15 protein-coding genes are annotated in these 17,437 nt (G+C 65.6%); 7 read left to right on the forward strand and 8 right to left on the reverse strand.

The window, feature by feature from the left end:
• Nucleotides 1-104: 104 nt before the first annotated feature.
• Entirely contained in the window at nt 105-770 is a 666-nt protein-coding gene (locus N5A92_RS25620; protein WP_260907314.1) for a helix-turn-helix domain-containing protein, read from the forward strand.
• Complete coding sequence (locus N5A92_RS25625) at nt 767-2,353, forward strand: ABC transporter substrate-binding protein (RefSeq protein ID WP_260907316.1); 1,587 nt, start codon at nt 767-769, stop codon at nt 2,351-2,353. Before N5A92_RS25620 ends, N5A92_RS25625 begins: the two co-directional genes overlap by 4 nt.
• A gap of 149 nt (nt 2,354-2,502) precedes the next feature.
• Here N5A92_RS25625 and N5A92_RS25630 read toward each other — a convergent pair whose 3' ends face one another.
• The gene (locus N5A92_RS25630) at nt 2,503-3,990 is read right to left on the reverse strand and encodes a mannitol dehydrogenase family protein (RefSeq protein ID WP_260907317.1); all 1,488 of its coding nucleotides are present in this window, start codon (nt 3,988-3,990) and stop codon (nt 2,503-2,505) included.
• Nucleotides 3,987-5,204 (reverse strand): mannonate dehydratase, encoded by a 1,218-nt coding sequence (uxuA, locus tag N5A92_RS25635; RefSeq protein ID WP_260907318.1) that lies wholly within the window; start codon nt 5,202-5,204, stop codon nt 3,987-3,989. Before uxuA ends, N5A92_RS25630 begins: the two co-directional genes overlap by 4 nt.
• 144 nt (nt 5,205-5,348) lie before the next feature.
• On the opposite strand from uxuA, the gene N5A92_RS25640 reads away from it, so the two are divergent.
• The 5 genes from N5A92_RS25640 to N5A92_RS25660 all read left to right on the forward strand — a co-directional run bounded on the left by N5A92_RS25640 (nt 5,349) and on the right by N5A92_RS25660 (nt 10,081).
• Nucleotides 5,349-6,077 (forward strand): GntR family transcriptional regulator, encoded by a 729-nt coding sequence (locus tag N5A92_RS25640; protein ID WP_260907320.1) that lies wholly within the window; start codon nt 5,349-5,351, stop codon nt 6,075-6,077.
• Nucleotides 6,074-7,042, forward strand: coding sequence for a TRAP transporter substrate-binding protein (locus N5A92_RS25645; protein WP_260907321.1), 969 nt, complete (start codon nt 6,074-6,076; stop codon nt 7,040-7,042). The genes N5A92_RS25640 and N5A92_RS25645 overlap by 4 nt, the downstream gene beginning before the upstream one ends.
• Nucleotides 7,043-7,242: 200 nt before the next feature.
• Nucleotides 7,243-7,749, forward strand: coding sequence for a TRAP transporter small permease (locus N5A92_RS25650; protein WP_260907323.1), 507 nt, complete (start codon nt 7,243-7,245; stop codon nt 7,747-7,749).
• Nucleotides 7,746-9,023, forward strand: coding sequence for a TRAP transporter large permease (locus N5A92_RS25655; RefSeq protein ID WP_260907325.1), 1,278 nt, complete (start codon nt 7,746-7,748; stop codon nt 9,021-9,023). The genes N5A92_RS25650 and N5A92_RS25655 overlap by 4 nt, the downstream gene beginning before the upstream one ends.
• Before the next feature lie 11 nt (nt 9,024-9,034).
• On the forward strand, nt 9,035-10,081 hold the full coding sequence (locus tag N5A92_RS25660) for an L-idonate 5-dehydrogenase (RefSeq protein ID WP_260907327.1): 1,047 nt from the start codon (nt 9,035-9,037) through the stop codon (nt 10,079-10,081).
• 25 nt (nt 10,082-10,106) lie between these two features.
• Here N5A92_RS25660 and N5A92_RS25665 read toward each other — a convergent pair whose 3' ends face one another.
• The 6 genes from N5A92_RS25665 to N5A92_RS25690 all read right to left on the reverse strand — a co-directional run bounded on the left by N5A92_RS25665 (nt 10,107) and on the right by N5A92_RS25690 (nt 17,433).
• Nucleotides 10,107-11,273, reverse strand: coding sequence for a PQQ-dependent sugar dehydrogenase (locus N5A92_RS25665; protein ID WP_260907329.1), 1,167 nt, complete (start codon nt 11,271-11,273; stop codon nt 10,107-10,109).
• A 74-nt stretch (nt 11,274-11,347) separates the two neighbouring features.
• The gene (locus N5A92_RS25670) at nt 11,348-12,652 is read right to left on the reverse strand and encodes an aminotransferase class V-fold PLP-dependent enzyme (RefSeq protein ID WP_260907330.1); all 1,305 of its coding nucleotides are present in this window, start codon (nt 12,650-12,652) and stop codon (nt 11,348-11,350) included.
• A gap of 104 nt (nt 12,653-12,756) precedes the next feature.
• Nucleotides 12,757-13,815: a Gfo/Idh/MocA family protein gene (locus tag N5A92_RS25675; protein WP_260907331.1), complete on the reverse strand. Its 1,059-nt coding sequence runs from the start codon at nt 13,813-13,815 to the stop codon at nt 12,757-12,759.
• The gene (locus tag N5A92_RS25680) at nt 13,812-14,678 is read right to left on the reverse strand and encodes a sugar phosphate isomerase/epimerase family protein (protein WP_260907332.1); all 867 of its coding nucleotides are present in this window, start codon (nt 14,676-14,678) and stop codon (nt 13,812-13,814) included. The genes N5A92_RS25675 and N5A92_RS25680 overlap by 4 nt, the downstream gene beginning before the upstream one ends.
• Before the next feature lie 240 nt (nt 14,679-14,918).
• Complete coding sequence (locus N5A92_RS25685) at nt 14,919-16,337, reverse strand: CehA/McbA family metallohydrolase (protein ID WP_260907333.1); 1,419 nt, start codon at nt 16,335-16,337, stop codon at nt 14,919-14,921.
• Nucleotides 16,324-17,433 carry an ABC transporter ATP-binding protein gene (locus N5A92_RS25690; RefSeq protein WP_260907334.1) on the reverse strand — a complete coding sequence of 370 codons (1,110 nt, stop codon included), beginning with the start codon at nt 17,431-17,433 and terminating at the stop codon, nt 16,324-16,326. The genes N5A92_RS25685 and N5A92_RS25690 overlap by 14 nt, the downstream gene beginning before the upstream one ends.
• Nucleotides 17,434-17,437: the final 4 nt, after the last annotated feature.

Below are 17,437 nucleotides of genomic sequence, written 5' to 3' on the forward strand. Positions count from 1 at the left end.
CGTCGGATAGAGTAGCCGCTGACGCGGCAGCCCGCCGAAAAAACCGCTTGGAGCATACAAAGAAGTCTGCTTACATCAAAAAAATTTTTGTGGGGGAAAAAGTTTTGAGCAGCCTCGAGCAAACCGAGCACGATGTTCAAGCAAGGCTGGGCGTCCTCATCCGCGCCCGCCGGCGCAAGCTCGGGCTGACACTCCAGGAACTCGGCAAGGCCGCCGGCCTCTCGGTCGGGTATCTGAGCCAGGTCGAGCGTGATAACGCCACGCCGACACTCGGCACACTGGCACAGATCGCCCGCGCGCTCGGCGTACCGCTCGACTATTTCATCGCCACCCCGCGCGCCGAGGATGCGCTGACGCGGGCCGAGACACGGCAGCGCTTTTCCGTCGACGGCTCGTCCATCGTCTACGAGCGGCTGGGCACCGAGTTCCCCGGTAACGTTCTCTCGTCCTTCATCCTCACCGTGCCGCCCGGCTACGCCTCGGAGACGGTGAGCCACGAGGGCGAGGAGATCATCTACATCCTGGAGGGCTCCATCACCCAGGTTCTCGACGGCAAGGAGATGGTGATGCGGGCCGGCGACAGCCTGCATTTCCGCGGCAATGTCCCCCACGCCTGGGCCAATCCCAACGACGAGCCGGCACGCATGCTGTGGACTGGTACGCTGGCGCTCTTCAACGCGGCAAACCGAACAGCACTCGGCAGGCCGGACGTGATCGTCGGCGGCGAGACAAAACAGAAAACCTCCAGAAACAGGGAGCGCAGACCATGAAACTTCTGAAATCAGCCCTCTTGGCGGCAGCCATGTCGCTGCCGCTCGCCGGTACGGCCTTCGCCGTCACTCCGCCCAACCTCCTGGTCGTGGCCCAGAACATCGACGACATCGTCGCCATCGACCCGGCGCAGGCCTACGAGTTCTCCTCCGGCGAGCTCGTCACCAACGTCTACGACCGCCTCGTGCAATACGACGCGGAAGACCCGACGGTGCTCGCCCCGGGCCTTGCCACCGAGTGGGAGGCGGACGCCGAGGCCAAGACCATCACCTTCACGCTGCGCGGCGATGCCACCTTCCATTCCGGCAACCCGGTGCGCGCCGAGGATGTCGTCTTCTCCTTCGCCCGCGTCATCAAGCTCAACCTGACGCCCGCCTTCATCCTCGCCCAGCTCGGCTGGACGCCGGAGAGCGTGGAGGAGATGGTCACCGCCGACGGCAACACAGTGACGGTGAAGTATGAGGGCGAGTTCTCGCCGGCCTTCGTGCTCAACGTTCTGGCCGCCCGCCCGGCCTCCATCGTAGACGAAAAGACCGTGATGGAGCACGAGGAAGACGGCGACATGGGCAACAAGTGGCTCAACGCCAACTCCGCCGGCTCCGGTCCCTTCGAACTCCAGACCTATCGACCGGGCGAGCTGGTGCGCTTCAAGGCGAACCCGAACTACTTCAAGGAGGGACCCAAGATCGAGGGTGTCTTGATCCAGCACGTGGCCGAGGCCGCCACCCAGCAGCTTCTGCTCACTTCAGGCGACGTCGACATGGCGCGCAACCTGACGCCCGACCAGATCGCCGGGATCACCAGCGACGACATCAAGGTCGAGACCTTTCCGCAGGCCGCCGTCCACTTCCTCTCCTTCAACCAGAAAGTCGAGGCCCTGCAGGCGGAAGCCCTGTGGGAGGCCGCGCGCTATCTCGTCAATTACGAGGGCATGGTCGACAGCTTCCTGAAAGGTCAGATGGAGATCCACCAGGCCTTCTGGCCCGAGGGCTTCCCCGGCTCCTATGACGAGACGCCCTACACCTACGACCCCGAAAAGGCGAAGCAGATTCTGGAAGACGCCGGCGTGGAGACGCCCATCAACGTCACCCTCGACGTCATCAACTCCACCCCCTTCACCGACATGGCGCAGTCGCTTCAGGCAAGCTTCGCCGACGCCGGCATCAACTTCGACATCATCCCCGGCACCGGCTCGCAAGTCATCACCAAATACCGCGAGCGCAGCCACGAGGCGATGCTGCTCTACTGGGGCCCCGACTTCATGGACCCGCACTCCAACGCCAAGGCCTTCGCCTATAACAGCGACAATTCCGACGACAACTACCAGGCCACCACCACCTGGCGGAACGCCTGGGCCGTGCCCAACGAGATGAACGAGATGACCATGGCGGCGCTGGCCGAGTCCGATCCCGAAAAGCGCAACGAGATGTATGTCGAGCTGCAGAAACGGGTGCAGGAGACGTCGCCGATCGTCATCATGTTCCAGGCCTCCTATCAGGTGGCGATGGACAAGGACGTGAACGGCTACGTCAACGGCGCAACTTCGGACTTCGTGTTTTACCGGCTGGTGACGAAGGAGTAGTGCCGACCGTCTTTTGCCTAAAGCCGCCCCGTCAAGCGGGGCGGCTTTCTTTAGCTCTTCATGGAGTAGCGTGCGCACGTGCAACTACATCTGAAGCGCGAGAGATTTAGTCGCCAGGAGATATTCTGGCCAAAGCGTCTCGCTTGCTTTCAGCTACCAGCGGAGAGAGCTTCCTCTTTCGCTGCGTGCATCATGCCCTTCGCCAACATTTCTGAAAGAATATTGGCAACGAAATCATCCCAGCGCTCATTCCTCGCCAACTCGACGGGAAAAACCCCCGGCAACGCCGACAGCGCCCGAACCATCCCCCGCGCATCCTTCCCAACGCCCGCCAGCGCCCCACCAATCGCCTCCTCCCGCGGATCACGCAGCGCATAGCCCGCACCGTCGTCCGTGCGACCCAGGCAGTAGCGCATCCATGCGGCCACCGCGAAGGCGAAGGGGCGGAGATCCTGGCCGTGCTGCAGCGCGTGCAGCGCCGGCGCCGCGATACGCTGAGGCAGCTTTTCCGTGCCGTCCATGGCGATCTGGTAGGTCTCGTGGGCGATTGCCGGGTTGGCGAAGCGGCGCGCCAGCGCCTCCGCATAGTCGCCCGTGTCGATGCCTTCAAGCGGCGCCAGCGTGGCGGCCGCGGCTTTCAGGTGGCGGTGCACGAGCTTTGCAAGTGCCGCGTCGGCCATCACGTCACGCACATACCTATGGCCAGAGAGGTACCCCGCATAGGCTATCATTGAATGCGTGCCGTTGAGCATCCGAAGCTTCATCGCCTCGTAGGGGGCGACGTCCTCCACGAAGATCGCCCCGCCCCGCTCCCATTCAGGCCGGCCTGTGGGGAAGCGGTCCTCGATTACCCATTGCGAGAACGGCTCCGTCTCGATTGCCGCCAGATCGCGCACCCCCAGTTGCCGCTCGGCTTCCGCCAGCGTGTCGTCAGTGGGCGCCGGGGTGATGCGGTCGACCATGGTCGAGGGGAAGGCGACATGCTCGCCGATCCAATCGGCGAAAGCCGGATCGAGTCTTCTTGCCAAATCAATCAGGCCCGTGCGAACGAGGTGGCCATTGTCCGGCAGGTTGTCGCAGCAAAGCACGGTGAAGGGCTGAAGCCCCCTCTCCTTCCTGAGCCGCAATCCCTCCGCGAGAAGCCCGAGCACGCCTTGCGCCGCTCGCGGATCAGCGAGATCGGCGATGATCGCCGGGTGCGCCGCGTCCACCGTCCCTTCCGCCCGGTCGATGCCATAGGCCTTCTCGGTGACGGTGAGGCTGACGATGCGGGTCTCCGGCGCTGCAAGGGCAGTCAGCGGCGCCTGGCGATCGTGCGCCGCGGCGATCACCTTGCGGATGCTGCCGATCACCCGCGCCGAGACCCCCTCCTCGCCGCGCTCGATCAGCGTGTAGAGCCCATCCTGCGGGTTCAGCGCATCGGCGATTTCCGTGCTGCGCAGGCTGATGCCGTCGATGCGCCAGCCGCCGCCCGCCTCGGCAAGGGCAGCGTCCGTATAAACGGCCTGATGCGCCCGGTGAAACGCGCCGAGTCCAATATGGACGATGCCGGCGCCGAAGCGAGCCGGATCGTAGGCAGGACGCGCGACGGCGGCGGGCAGGCCGGCAAGCGCGGCAATGCCGAGCCGCCCGCTCATGGCGCCAGCCCGTATTGCGGATGGGAAAGCGCCGTCATGATGCCGCGCAATTCCGCCAGTCCCTTGAGCCGGCCGATGGCCGGATAGCCCGGCTGCGCCTGGCGCTTAAGGTCGTCGAGGATGTCCTGCCCGTGGTCCGGCCGCATGGGGATCGAATGATCGGCCCGCCCGGACGCCCTGCGGCGCGCCTCCTCCTTCAGCACCTCGGCAATCAGCGCCACCATATCGGTGCCGCCGGCAAGATGCTCGTCCTCGAAGAAAGAGCCGGCAACGGCGTCGCTCTCGCGCCTCACATTGCGCAGGTGCAGGAAGTACACGCGCTCACCCAGCCGCTGCATCATGCCCGGCAGGTCGTTGTCAGGCCGCGCGCCGAGAGAGCCGGAACACAGCGTGATGCCGTTGGCGGGGGAATCGACCGCCTGCATCATGGCCGCGTAGTCGGCCTCCGTCGACATGATGCGCGGCAGGCCGAGCAGCGGGAACGGCGGGTCGTCCGGATGGCAGCAGAGCCGGATGCCCGCCTCCTCCGCCGTCGGCACCACCGCTTCCAGAAAAGCAATGAAGTGACTGCGCAGCCGATCCGCCGAAATGGCACCATAAGCCTCGAGATGCGCCCGAAGGCCGTCCAGCGTCAGATGCTCGGCAGCACCCGGAAGACCGAAGGCGACGTTACGGGCTAGCGCCTCCTGCCGCGCCTCGTCCATTCCGGCAAAGCGGCGGGCAGCCTCCTCCGCCACCTCAGCGGGAAAGTCGTCCTTGGCCCCCGGCCGCTTCAGGATGTGGATGTCGAAGGCGGCGAAGTCCGCGAAGTCGAAGCGCATGCAGGTGCCGCCGTGCGGCAGGCGCCAGGCGAGATCCGTGCGCGTCCAGTCGAGCACCGGCATGAAGTTGTAGCAGACGACTTCGATGCCCGCGGCCGCAAGGTTCTTCAGGCTCGTCTTGTAATTGGCGACGTGCTCGCGCCAGGCGCCCGTCTGCCGCTTGATGTCCTCGGAGACCGGCAGGCTCTCCGCCACCTCCCAGTTGAGCCCCGAGGGCCGGCCGTCGGACATGCGGCCGATATCGTCCTGCCTTTTGGCAATCTCCGCCGGCTCCCAGATCGCGCCCGCAGGCACGTGATGCAGCGCCGAGACGACGCCCTCCACACCCGCCTGCCGCATGTCATCCACCGAGACGAGATCCCTCGGCCCGAACCAGCGCCACGTCTGCCTCATCGATACTCCTCTTCACCTCGCCACAAGCGTCGACCGCCCCGCCGGTTCCATACCAGCCCCCGTGAAGCGAATTGGTAGCAGGAACCCTTCCTGTTGACTAGTATGGAAGTATGGAGCTAAATACCCTTCGGGAGGCAAGTGCCGATGAACGTCGAACCGCGCAGGGAATGGACGCTGGAGCAGGGCGCGCCAATCGGGCCGCAGCTCTACCGCATCCTGCGCGAGCGCATCATCGGCGCCGACCTCACCCCCGGCAGCCTGATCTCCGAATCCGAGGTCGCCAAGACCTATTCACTCAGCCGTCAGCCCGTGCGCGAGGCCTTCATCAAGCTCGCCGAGGACGGTCTGGTGGAAATCCGCCCACAGCGTGGCACGCTGGTCCGAAAGATCTCGCCGGCGGCGGTGATGGACGCACGCTTCGTGCGCGAGGCCATCGAGGCAGACATCGTCAAGCTGGTCGCCGAAGAAGCCGACGAGGCGCTCGTCAAGGAACTGACCGGCCAGCTCGCGATCCAGCGGGAACTGCCGGACAACGAGGCTGACCGCTTCATCGCGCTCGATGAGCGCTTCCACCGTACGCTCGCCGAGGCGGCGGGCAAGGCTTATGCCTGGAAGATGATCGAGGAAGTGAAAGCGCAGATGGACCGGGTGCGCTACCTGAGCGCCCTGCACTTCCCCAAGCGCGCGCTCGTCGCCCAGCATACGGAGATCGCCGAGGCCATCGCCCGGCGCGACGCACAAGCGGCGGAACAGGCCATGCGCGGCCATCTGCGCAAGATTCTGATAGATCTTCCGGCAATTGCCGAGGCACGACCGGATTTTTTTGAAACGGCGGACCGAACCATCACAATCAACAAGGAGGAAACACCATGAAACCATTGTCTACATTCACGACGGCGCTGGTGGCCGGCGTCATCTTCGCCGGCTCGGCGCTGGCGCAGGAGATGACGCTGAAGCTCGGCCATCTCGCCAACGAGGAGAACACCTGGCACAAGGCGTCGGTGAAGTTCGGCGAGGAGCTCGAGGCGCTCACCGACGGGCGCATCACCGTCGAGGTCTACCCCAACGAGTCGCTCGGCAAGGAGATGGACCTCATCAACGGCATGCAGCTCGGCACCGCCGACATGACGATCACCGGCGAGAGCCTGCAGAACTGGGCACCCAAGGCCGCGCTGCTTGCCGTGCCCTATGCCTATGGTTCTCTGGAAGAGATGGACGAGGTGGCCAGCGGCGAGATCGGCGACCAGATCGAAGCGCAGATCATCGAGAAGGCGCAAATCCGTCCCATCGCCTATTTCGCGCGTGGCCCGCGCAACCTCACCTCCAACCGGCCGATCACCTCGCCGGACGAGCTCAACCGTCTGAAGCTCCGCGTGCCGAACGTGCCGCTCTTCGTCGACGTGTGGGAGGTGCTCGGCGCCCAGCCGACGCCGATGGCCTTCTCGGAAGTCTTCACCTCACTGCAGAACGGCACCATCGACGCCCAAGAAAACCCCTTGGCGCTCATTCACTCGGCAAACTTCAACGAGGTGCAGAGCCACGTAAACCTGACAGAGCACGTGCGTTCCTGGATCTACCTCACCATCTCTGAGGTCACCTGGAACAAGCTCTCCGATGAGGACAAGGAAGCGGTGATGGAAGCGGCGAGCCGTGCCCAGGAGTATGAGCGCGAGCTGTTCCTCGCCGACGAGGAGCGCCTCGCCGAGACGCTCCAGGAGAACGGCATGACCTTCGTCGAAGTCGACCAGGATGCCTTTGCGCAGAAGGCCAAGGACGCGGTTCTGGCCAATGTGAACGAGGAGATCAAGCCGACCGTCGAGCAGTTGTTCGCGGATTGATCATGAAGCAATGTGGGCGGCGCGGGGTCGGGCTCGCGCCGCTTGCTCCGGCGCCTCTTCTGCACCGCTGGCGAGAGCCAACACAATGGCCAATCTTCCCCCTCGTGGGAGAGATGTCCGGCAGGACAGAGGGGGGCGCCAAGGAACACCGGCATCTCCCTGTGGCCGACCTCACCTAAAGCGCTCACCCCGGAGCCCATATGCCGCCCCACCTCCACACCGCCCTCATAACCCTCTGCCGGTTTGCGGTAGGCTTCTCCTTCGCGGTGCTGATCTTCGCCGTGCTGGTCCAGGTTCTCGGCCGCTCCGTCTTCTCCTCATCCCCCGTCTGGACGGAGGAACTCACCCGCTTCGCCCTGCTCTATCTCGCCGCCTTCGGTGCCGGCCTTTCCTACCGCAGCGGCGATCTCGTCAACGTCGACATCGTCAGCGAAGCCCTGCCGGGCCGCCTGCCCGTCCTCCTGCGCTTCGTCTCCGCCGCCGCAACTATCGTCCTGTGCGCTGCCCTGATCCTGCCGGCCTGGCGCTTCACCGTCATCGGCAACCTGCAGACCTCGCCGGCGCTCGGCTGGCGGATGAGCTTCATCCACGCGAGCGTTCTCGTTCTCATCGGCTCTCTGTTCCTCTTCGCCCTCCTGCGCGCCGTCGCCATGCTGGCAGGGCGCAGTGACGGGCGCCCAGCCGTCGACCCGGACCTACCACAATGAACCTCGCCATCCTCATCGGCGTCTTTATCGGCGGTCTCGCCGCCGGCATTCCCGTGGCCGTCACACTCGGTCTCGCTTCCATGTGCTATCTGCTGGCCGCCGGCATCCCGCTCGTCGTGATGCCGCAGAAGATGTATGCGGGCATCGATGTCTTCGTGCTCCTGTCCATCCCCGGCTTCATCCTCGCCGGCAACCTGATGAACCACGGCGGCATCACCGAGCGCATTATCCGCTTCGCCAATGCGCTGGTCGGCTGGATGCGCGGGGGCTTAGGTCTTTCCAACGTGGCGGGCTCGATGCTGTTCGGCGGCATTTCCGGCACGGCGGTGGCCGATGCGGCCTCCATCGGCGGCGTCATGATCCCGGGTATGAAGAAGGCCGGCTACCCGGCCGACTTTTCCGCCGCCGTCACCGCCGCCTCCTCCACCGTCGGCCCCATCATCCCGCCCAGCGTGCCGATGATCATCGTCGGCTCGCTGTCGGGCATCTCCGTCGGCCGCATGTTCATCGCCGGCGCCGTGCCCGGCATCCTTCTCGGTCTCGCCATGATGGTGACGGTCTATATCATCGCCGTGCGCCGCAATTTCCCGCGCCAGCCCTGGCAGGGCGTCCCCGAGCTCGGCCGCGCCTTCATGGGCGCCTTCTGGGCGCTGGCCATGACTGCGCTCATCGTCGGCGGGCTGCTCTCCGGCATGATGACGCCGACCGAGACGGCGGTGGTCGCCAGCGTCTACGCCTTCATCGTCGGTGCCTTCATCTACCGCGACCTCCAGCTGAAGATGGTCCCCAAGGTGCTTGTCGACAGCGCCGTCTCCTCCGCCGCCATCCTGGCGCTGGTCGGCTTCGCCAACGTCTTCGGCTGGATCCTCGTCTCCGAGCGCATCCCGCAGACCGTCGCCAGCGCCGTGCTCTCGGTGACGGAGAACAAGTTCCTCGTCATCCTGCTCATCAACCTGTTCCTGCTCTTCATCGGCATGTTCATGGAGACGATCGCCGCGCTGATCGTGCTCTTCGTGCCGCTGCTCACGCTGGCACAGAGCGTCGGCGTCGAGCCACTGCACTTCGCCACTTTCGCCGTTTTGAACCTGATGATAGGGCTGACCACGCCACCCGTCGGCGTCTGTCTGTTCGTCTGTGCGGGCATCGCCCGGCTGCCGCTGGCGCCGGTGGTCAAGGCGATCGCGCCGTTTCTTTTGACAAACATCCTGGTGCTGCTCATGGTCTCCTACTATCCCCCCTTGGCGACCTGGTTGCCCAGCCTTCTGTTCGATTGAGGTATCAAGATATGGAAACCCGAGTCTGCCGTCTCTACGGCGCCCACGACATCCGCATCGAGCGCCAGCCGGTGGCCGCCCCCGGCCCCGGCGAGGCGCTGGTGCGCGTCGGCGCCGGCGGCATCTGCGGCTCCGACCTGCATTACTACCACGACGGCGGCTTCGGCCCCATCCGCGTGCGCGAGCCGATCATCCTCGGCCATGAGGTCGCGGGCACTGTCGAGGCCGTAGGCGAGGGCGTGGAAGGCCTCAGCCCCGGCGACCGCGTGGCGCTCAACCCGAGCCGGCCGTGCGGCGAATGCCGCTATTGCCGCGAGGGCCTGCGCCAGCATTGCCTTTCCATGCGCTTCTACGGCTCGGCCATGCGCTTCCCCCACGAGCAGGGCGGCTTCCGCGACCTGATCGTTACGCAAGCGTTCCAATGCGAACGGATCGGCCCCGAAACGAGCCTTGCCGAGGCTGCCGTGGCAGAACCCCTGGCCGTGTGCCTGCACGCAGTAAATCGCGCCGGCACGCCCGAAGGCAAGCGCGTTCTAGTGACCGGCGCCGGGCCGATCGGCGTCCTCACCGTGGCGGCGTGCGCCCATGCCGGAGCGGCCGAGATCGTCATCACCGACTTGCAAAACCCACCGCTGGAGGTGGCACGCGCCATGGGCGCTACGAAGACGGTAAACGTGGCCGCAGAGGCGCAAGCGCTCGAGCCCTACTCCGAGGAAAAAGGCACCTTCGACCTCGCCTTCGAATGCTCCGCCGCCGCACCCGCCCTGAAATCCGCCATCCAGGCCGTGCGTCCGCAGGGCACCATCGTCCAGGTGGGCGTGACGGGCGAGCTTCCCATTCCCGTCAATCTCCTGGTCGGCAAGGAGATCAACCTCATAGGCTCGCACCGCTTCGACGCCGAATTCGCCGAGGCCGTCCGCCTCATCGACAGCCGCGCCATCAATGTGCGCCCGATCATCTCCGGCAGCTTCCCGCTGGAAGACGCCGTGGCCGCCTTCGAGCGCGCCGGCGACCGCAGCCGCGCCGTGAAGGTGCAGCTGACCTTCGCGGACAGCTGACGCTCCGGGGGATGCAGCCGCCGCCCTATTCGTGGGCAATGCGGTAGATCGCCCCGTTCGCATCGTCGGCGACGAGCAGCGCACCGTCGGCGGCGATGGCGAGGCCGGCGGGGCGGCCGAAGTGGGCCTGGCCGTCCTCGATCAGGAAGCCGGTGAGGAAGTCCTCCACCTGCTGCGGCTCACCATTCTCGAAGACGACGCGCACGACCTTGTAACCTGCAGGCTCGGCGCGGTTGAAGGAGCCGTGCAGCGCCACGAACGCATCATTGTGGTATTCCTCGGGGAACTGCTCGGCATCATAGAAGACCAGGTTGAGCGCCGAGGCATGGGCATCGAAGGTGAGCGTCGGGGCCTCCGTCTCGTTGCGGCAGTATTCTCCCTTCTCCGCGCCTTCCGGCTCCGTAAAGCTCATCCAGTCCGGCTCACGGTCGCCGATGCAGAAGGGCCAGCCGTAATGAGCACCTTCCTCGATGAGGTTCAGTTCCTCGCCGGGAAACTCGTCGCCGCGATGGTCAACGCCCTGGTCAGTAGCCCACATCTGCCCCGTCTCGGGGTGCCAGTCGAAGCCGAGATGGTTGCGCAGGCCATGGGCGAAGACGGAGCGGCTGCCGTCCTCGACATTGACGCGGAGGTCGGCCGCCTTCTCCTCCGTCAATTCGAAGCAGGAATTGCACGAGCTGCCCATGTTGACATGGAGCGCGCCGTCGGGTGCGAAGCCAATGGTGGTGCGGGCATGCTGGCCGCCGCCCGGCAGATCGTCGATGATCGTCTCCATCTCGCCCAGCGAGCCGTCATCGCCGATATCGGCAGCCATGATCTCGGTTGCCGTGGCCAGATACATGCGCCGATCGCGTATGGCGATGCCGTGGACCCCCGCCAGATCGGAGGCGACCGTGCGCGGCTCGCTCCCCGCACCGTCGAGCGCGATGACCTCCCCTTGCGACGGACCAGTTGCGTAGACGGTACCATCCTCGCCCACGGCCAGCATGCGCGGCCCCTGAAGATCGCGGGCAAACAGCGTCACCGAAAAGCCGTCAGGAAGCTGAAGCTGCTGCACGAGGTCGTCGCTGAGTTCCCTCTGCTCGGGGCGGAAGACATTGGTCTCGACCGTATGCAGCTCGCCATATTGCTGTGCATGGACATGTGCCGGCAGCAGCAGGGTACCTGCGGCCAACAAGGCTTTCCAGGCCATGGTTTCCTCCTCTCGTCTTGGCTCCGCCTCCCAACCCCGTTGCACAATTCCTGTTCCGCCGCACGGGCGGCGGATCAGACGATTTCCCGTAGCGCCGCCGCCACCCGCTCAATCTCCCCCTCGCTGTTGCGGATGCTCGGTGTCAGCCGCACATGCTGCACGGCATAAGGCGCAGCGGAAGCAATGATGTTGCGGCTGCGCAGGCTGGAGACGACGGCTTCAGGATGCGCGCCCTCGACGTCGAACGAGACGATGCCGGCGGAAAGGCTTGCATCACGAGGGGTGCGCACGGCGACGTTGGGTAGCCCTGACAAGGCGTCCTTGAGAGCGCCGGCCAGCACGTGGGTGCGCTCGGCCACGCGTTCGCGGCCGATCTGGCTATGCAGCGCAAAAGCTTCGGGAAGCGCCCAGATGTGTTCGAACGGCTTGAAGCCGCCGGGGGTCATGCGCGGGCCGCTGTTGCCGCCGGGCGGCGCGCCGTCCTCCTGCAGCCAGGCGCTGAAGACGGCATCGTCCGTGAAACTGGGGATCGAAGGGCGTGCCAAGGCAAGGCCTCTGTCGCTGAGCGCTGCTATGCCCGTGCCACGCGGGCCGAACAGCCATTTATGGCAGCCGGCCATGAAGAAGTCGCAGCCGAGCTCTGCAAATCGCGCATCCTCGACGCCGAAGCCGTGCACGGCATCGAGGCCGAGCAGCACCTGGTCCTCCTCGTCGCGTTCGGCATTGACCTCGCGCAGTGCCGCGGCCACGGCGGCGACGGGAAGCTTCAGGCCTGTATTGGAGTGCACCCAGGTGAGCGCCACAAGCCGCGTGCGCGGCCGCACCGCCTCGACAATGCGGGTCACGATCTCGTCCTCGCTCGCTTCCTCGACCCGCTCGAAGAGCGGGATCTTGCGCACCGCAGCACCGGTCCGCTCGGCGGCGAGACGAAGGGATTCGTGGGTGACGTAGTAATCTTCCGTGGTGGTCAGCACATCGTCGCCCGGGCGCAGCTTCAAGCCCGTGTAGACCAGGCCGACGCCCATGGTCGTGCTGTCGGTCAGCGCCACGTGCGAGGAGTGGATGCCGAGATACTCGCCGGCGGCCTGGCGGGCGGCCGCGGTCAGCCGGTTGTCGTTGCGCGCCAGATAGCGCACCGGATCCGCATCGAGCGCCCGGCGATGCTCCTCGATCGCCTCGCGCACCGGCCGCGGATGCGAGGCAAGCAGCATGCTGCTCATATGCACTGTATCGGGCGACAGGTCGAACAGCCCGCGCAGCCACTCCCAGCTGCCGGGATCGCCGCCCTGCGCGACCGCCTCCGGCACCCGTGCGCCAGAGGCAACCGTGACGGCCGCGACGCCCGAGGCCTTCAGGATCGCTCTTCGTGAAAGGCTCATCTTCCCCTTTCCGCCATCGCGAACCGGCCGCCTCAGGCAGCCCGAAACGCATTGGTGGCAGTGCACACAACACCGCCGCCCGGCACTTGTTCCGGCGCAAAGAGTTAGAAGAGCCTGCCGACTTCGGCAAAGAGCTCCAGATCCGCAAGGGAATCCTGGAGATCGGTCTTGGGCCGCGCCCCCGTGGTCACGCATTCGTGAAAGGCGTCGAGCTCGACACGGAAGGCGTCCTCGTAGAACGGGCCGACGATTTCCGTTCCCGTCTCATGGTCGGTCGAGCGGGTGATCTCCAGCCGCGTCGGCAGGTTCCGGATATAGGGCGTGTCGTAGTTGATGCGGTAGTGCGCGTCCTGGGTCAGCACCTCGATGCCGGCATCGAAGCGGGCGACGTCATGGATGATCGCCTCGTAGACGCAGGTGAAATGGCCGTAGTCGAACAAGACGACGAGGGACTCGCCACCCGTCTGCCTGGCTCCGACAACACCCTTCGGCTGGCCAAACAGCTCACGCATGGCCGAGAAGCTGTGCGAGGAAAGGCCGGTGAGCACGGTATAGGCGCGCAGCGCATCACGAGCCGCCTCCGCACCCATCACCTCGCGCACCAGCGCGTCCGTACGCGCCCACCCCTCGGCGACAACATCCGAGGGCACGTCCGTCGGCCGCACGATATGGCGCGTCTGGTCGACGAAGAAGTGCGACTCGCGGATCAGGTCGCGAATGCGCACGTGGCGGATGTCGCCCTGCGCCGGCATGCGCTCCTTCAGCGCCAGGAAGGGTCGGGCATAGCGGCGCATATAGCCGACGAAGACCGTCTTCGGATTGGATTTGTCACGCTCGATGAGCGGCAGAAGCTCGCGGCTGGTCAGGCAGACCGGCTTCTCTATGAAAGCATGCTTGCCCGCCTCCATCGCCCGGCTAAGAAGCTCGGCGTGGAGATAGTCCGGCGCCAGGATGAAGACGGCGTCGATCTCCGGCGCGGAGAAGATCTCCTCCGCCTTCGCGGTGCGGAGTTCGGCGCCGTAGCGCGTGCCCATGGCCTCGACCAGGCTGGGCGAGACGTCGCACACGCCGGCGATCTTAAAGCGCGGATCGTCCGCCAGAAGCGGCAAATGCATGAGCTGGGCCACCTCGCCCAGTCCGATCAGGCCGACAGATATCGTCATCGGCTTGTCTCCCCGAGAAGCGGTTTCAGAAATCGGGCGTTGCGTCGCGCGAGCTGGGCCGCGCTTTCGCCCGCGGTCTCGAAATAGTCCTGCTCGACGACCACCGGGCCTCTAAAGCCGCGCCCCTGGAGCATCCGCATCACCGCGGCGATGTCCACCGCACCGTCCGGCAGCGGACACATGACCCCGGCCTCGAAGGCTTCACGCACGCCCAGGCTTTTGTCGAGAACGCGCCGGCGCACCGTGGCATCCACATTCTTCAGGTGCATGTAGCCGATGCGGTCCCAGACCTTTTCCATATAGGCAATCGGGTCCTGGTTCCAAAAAGCATGGTGCCCCGTATCGAAGCACAGGCCGATATCGGTATCCTGAAGCAGCCGGTCGATCTGGGCCTCGAACTCGACCGCCGTCGCCACATGCGGATGGAACGTCAGCGCAATGCCGAACTCCCCGGCAAGCCGCGCCCGCGCGTCCCCAAGCATCACCGTCATCGCCCGCCATTGGCTCTCGTCCAGCCGGCCCACGGCGTCGGGCGGATAGATGTTCCCCTCGTCCATCAGCACGAGTTGATCGACACCCAGCGCATGGAGCAGGCGGCCGATCTTCTCGATGTCCGCCCGAAGCGCAGGCGCGCTTTCCGGCACGGAAAAGGCATGCACATGGACCCCGCCAACAAGGCTCAAGCCCCGCCGGCCGAGTGCATCCGCAAGCGCCGCCGGGTCCGTCGGCAGGAAGCCGTAGGGGCCAAGCTCGGTGCCCGCGTAACCGGCAGCCGCCACCTCATCCAGATAGGCATCTGCGCTGACGCGCGGGTTGTCGGGATAGAAGATACCCCAGGAACACGGGGCATTGGACAGAAACATGCCTTACCTCCTAATTGGAGATCGGGTGGTGTGGCACCTGAGATGCCGGTGTCCGTCACGCCCCCTCTGCCCTACCGGGCATCCCCCCGAGGGGGGAGATCGGCTGTCGCAACGACCTGCGCCAATCGCCGACGTTACTGAAGAGATGCCGGAGCAAGCGGCCGTCGCAATCTCCCCCCTTGTGGGGGAGATGCCCGGCAGGGCAGAGGGGGGCGCGAAAGCGTGCCGACCAAGCCATTTTCACCCCCTCCCCACAACATAGACCGGATTGGACACCGCCCTGCGCAGCGGCTCGGCGGCAACCTCGGCCTCCGACAACTGCCAGGGCAAAGGCCCCTCGCCCAGCGCGGCGCGGAATTCCTCCATCAGCCCGGCATGGCTGGCATCCGCCAAGACCTCGCAGCGCACAAAACCGCGGAACTCCGCCTCAAGAGCCAGCGTCTGATCATCCTCGTCGATGGGCACCCGCGCGATCTCGCCACGCGCATCGAACCAGGCAAGCAGATCACCCGCCGCCCCCTTCACATGCGCCTCGGCGCGTCCTCCGCGAACCGTCGCCCCCATCGACGCCCCATCCACCGTAAGCGCGAGATGCGGTCCGGACGGGCTCTCGGTGACGTAGCCGCGCCCAGCCTTCATCGCCGCGAGCACTGCCTCCTCGGAAAGCTCATCAAGCCACAACACCGTCGTCGGCCGCGCAAGCACGAACGGCCCCTCGGGCATCAGCCGGTCAGGCTGGTGAAAGTCGCTTCCGCCGATAGCGGCAATCCTTAGCCCCGCCGCGAGCCGCTCCTGATAGCGGGCAAGCGACACCCAGTTGCGGGAAAGCCAAGCCTGCTGCCAGACCTCCATACAGTCGATCTCGGGAAGCGCATGGTTCCACGGGATCGGCGGCTTGTCGTGATTCACCGAGAGAAGCCCGCCCTTCTCGCGGACGATACGCGACAGCGCATGCGCATCCTCCGGTCGGCTCATGCGGAAGTCGACCCACTCGTCGACGCCGAAGACGTTGGCGTGGCCATGCTCCGTCGTCACCTCCATGGCCCGCACGAAAACGAGATCCGGCGAGGAGTGCACATGGAAATAGCGCCGCTGGGTGATGGTGTTGTGGTCGGAGACGGCGAGGAAGTCGAGCCTCGCCTGCCTCGCCGCCGCATGCAGCAGCTCCGGGCTGCCCTTGGCATCGGAGTGGAAGGTGTGGCAGTGCAGGTCGCCCTTATACCAGCCGGCGCCTTGTCGCACCGGCCGCGAAGGCTGCGGCTGCGGCACCAGCGGACGCGGCGCGTTGTCGAACGAAAACGTCAGCTCGACATCCACGCCGCGCGCGGGAACCTTGTAGAGCCCGAGGATCACGCGCCATCTGCCGGCGGGCATTTCCCCATGGACGTAGCCGGGCGTGGCATCGTCGGCGGCGATGAAGAAAGCCTCGCGCGCCCCGCCGCTCCAGCCGCGAAACCCCTCCTCACTCGGGAAGTCGCCAAGCCGCGGATCGGCACAGCCGAAATCTATGATGCAGTCGTCCGCCCGCGCATAGCGCATCGTCACATCTAGGCGCGTGGTGCCCTCCGACACATCGAAGGGCACGTAGAAGTAGGGCGAACGTCCCTTGCCGGCGGGTGTGATATGCACCTTGCGCGTCGGCACGTCAGTCCTCTTCATGATCGAGCGGCAGCCTCAGGCCCCGCTCATCGAAGAGATGGATATGATCGGAGGAGAAGCCGAGCGTCACGCGGCCTTCCAGCGCCACCATCTCGTCGGTGAAGATGCGGGCGGTGAAGCGTGCGGCATCCTCGCGCTCCAGCGTCACCAGTGCCTCGGGGCCCATGTTCTCGTTGGCAAACAATTGACCGGCGATTGTGTTCTCCTCGCCGCCAGAGGCAAGCGACAGGTGCTCCGGTCGCACGCCCAGCGTCAGGCTCTTGCCGCTTTCCAGCGCCTTCGCCGCTGCGCGCGTCACCCGCAGGGGCGCCGTCGCCAATCCGACCGCCTTCAGGTGCAGCGCACCGTCCGAGATCATCGCCTCGACGGGAAGCAAGTTCATGGGCGGATTGCCGACGAAATTGGCGACGAAGGTGGTGGCCGGCCGCCGATAGACCTCGAGCGGGGGCGCATATTGCACCACGATGCCGGCATCCATCACGGCGATGCGGGTCGCAAGCGCCATGGCCTCGGCCTGGTCGTGGGTCACGTAGACCGCCGTCATCCCCAGGTCGCGCTGCAAGTGATTGAGAAAGCCGCGCGCTTCCAGCCGCAGTTTGGCGTCGAGATTGGAGAGCGGCTCGTCGAAAAGATAGACGTCCGAGGGATAGACCAGCGCGCGGGCGAGCGATGTGCGCTGCTGCTGACCGCCGGAGATCTGCGAAGGCATGCGCTCCAGAAGCTGACCGATCTTCAGGATGTCCGCAACCTCGCGGGCGCGCGCATGGCGCTTCTCCTGGCTCTCGCCGCGCACCTTCAGCGGATAGGCGATGTTGTCGGCGAGATTCATATGCGGATAGAGCGCGTAGTCCTGGAAGACCATGGAGATCTTCCGGTCCTTTGGGTGCATGAAGGTCACGTCCCGCTCGCCGATCATCACGCGGCCCGCGCTGGGCGTCTCCAGCCCAGCGATCATCCTGAGCGTCGTCGTCTTGCCGCAACCCGATGGGCCGAGCAGGCAGACGAACTCGCCGTCGCCGATGGTGATGCCGAGGTTGGAAACCGCGGTGAAGTCGCCGAACCTTTTGGTGACGCTGTCGAAACTGACTGAAGCCATTGAA

It is taken from the genome of Chelativorans salis (assembly GCF_025336525.1).
Taxonomy (GTDB): Bacteria; Pseudomonadota; Alphaproteobacteria; order Rhizobiales; family Rhizobiaceae; genus Chelativorans; species Chelativorans salis.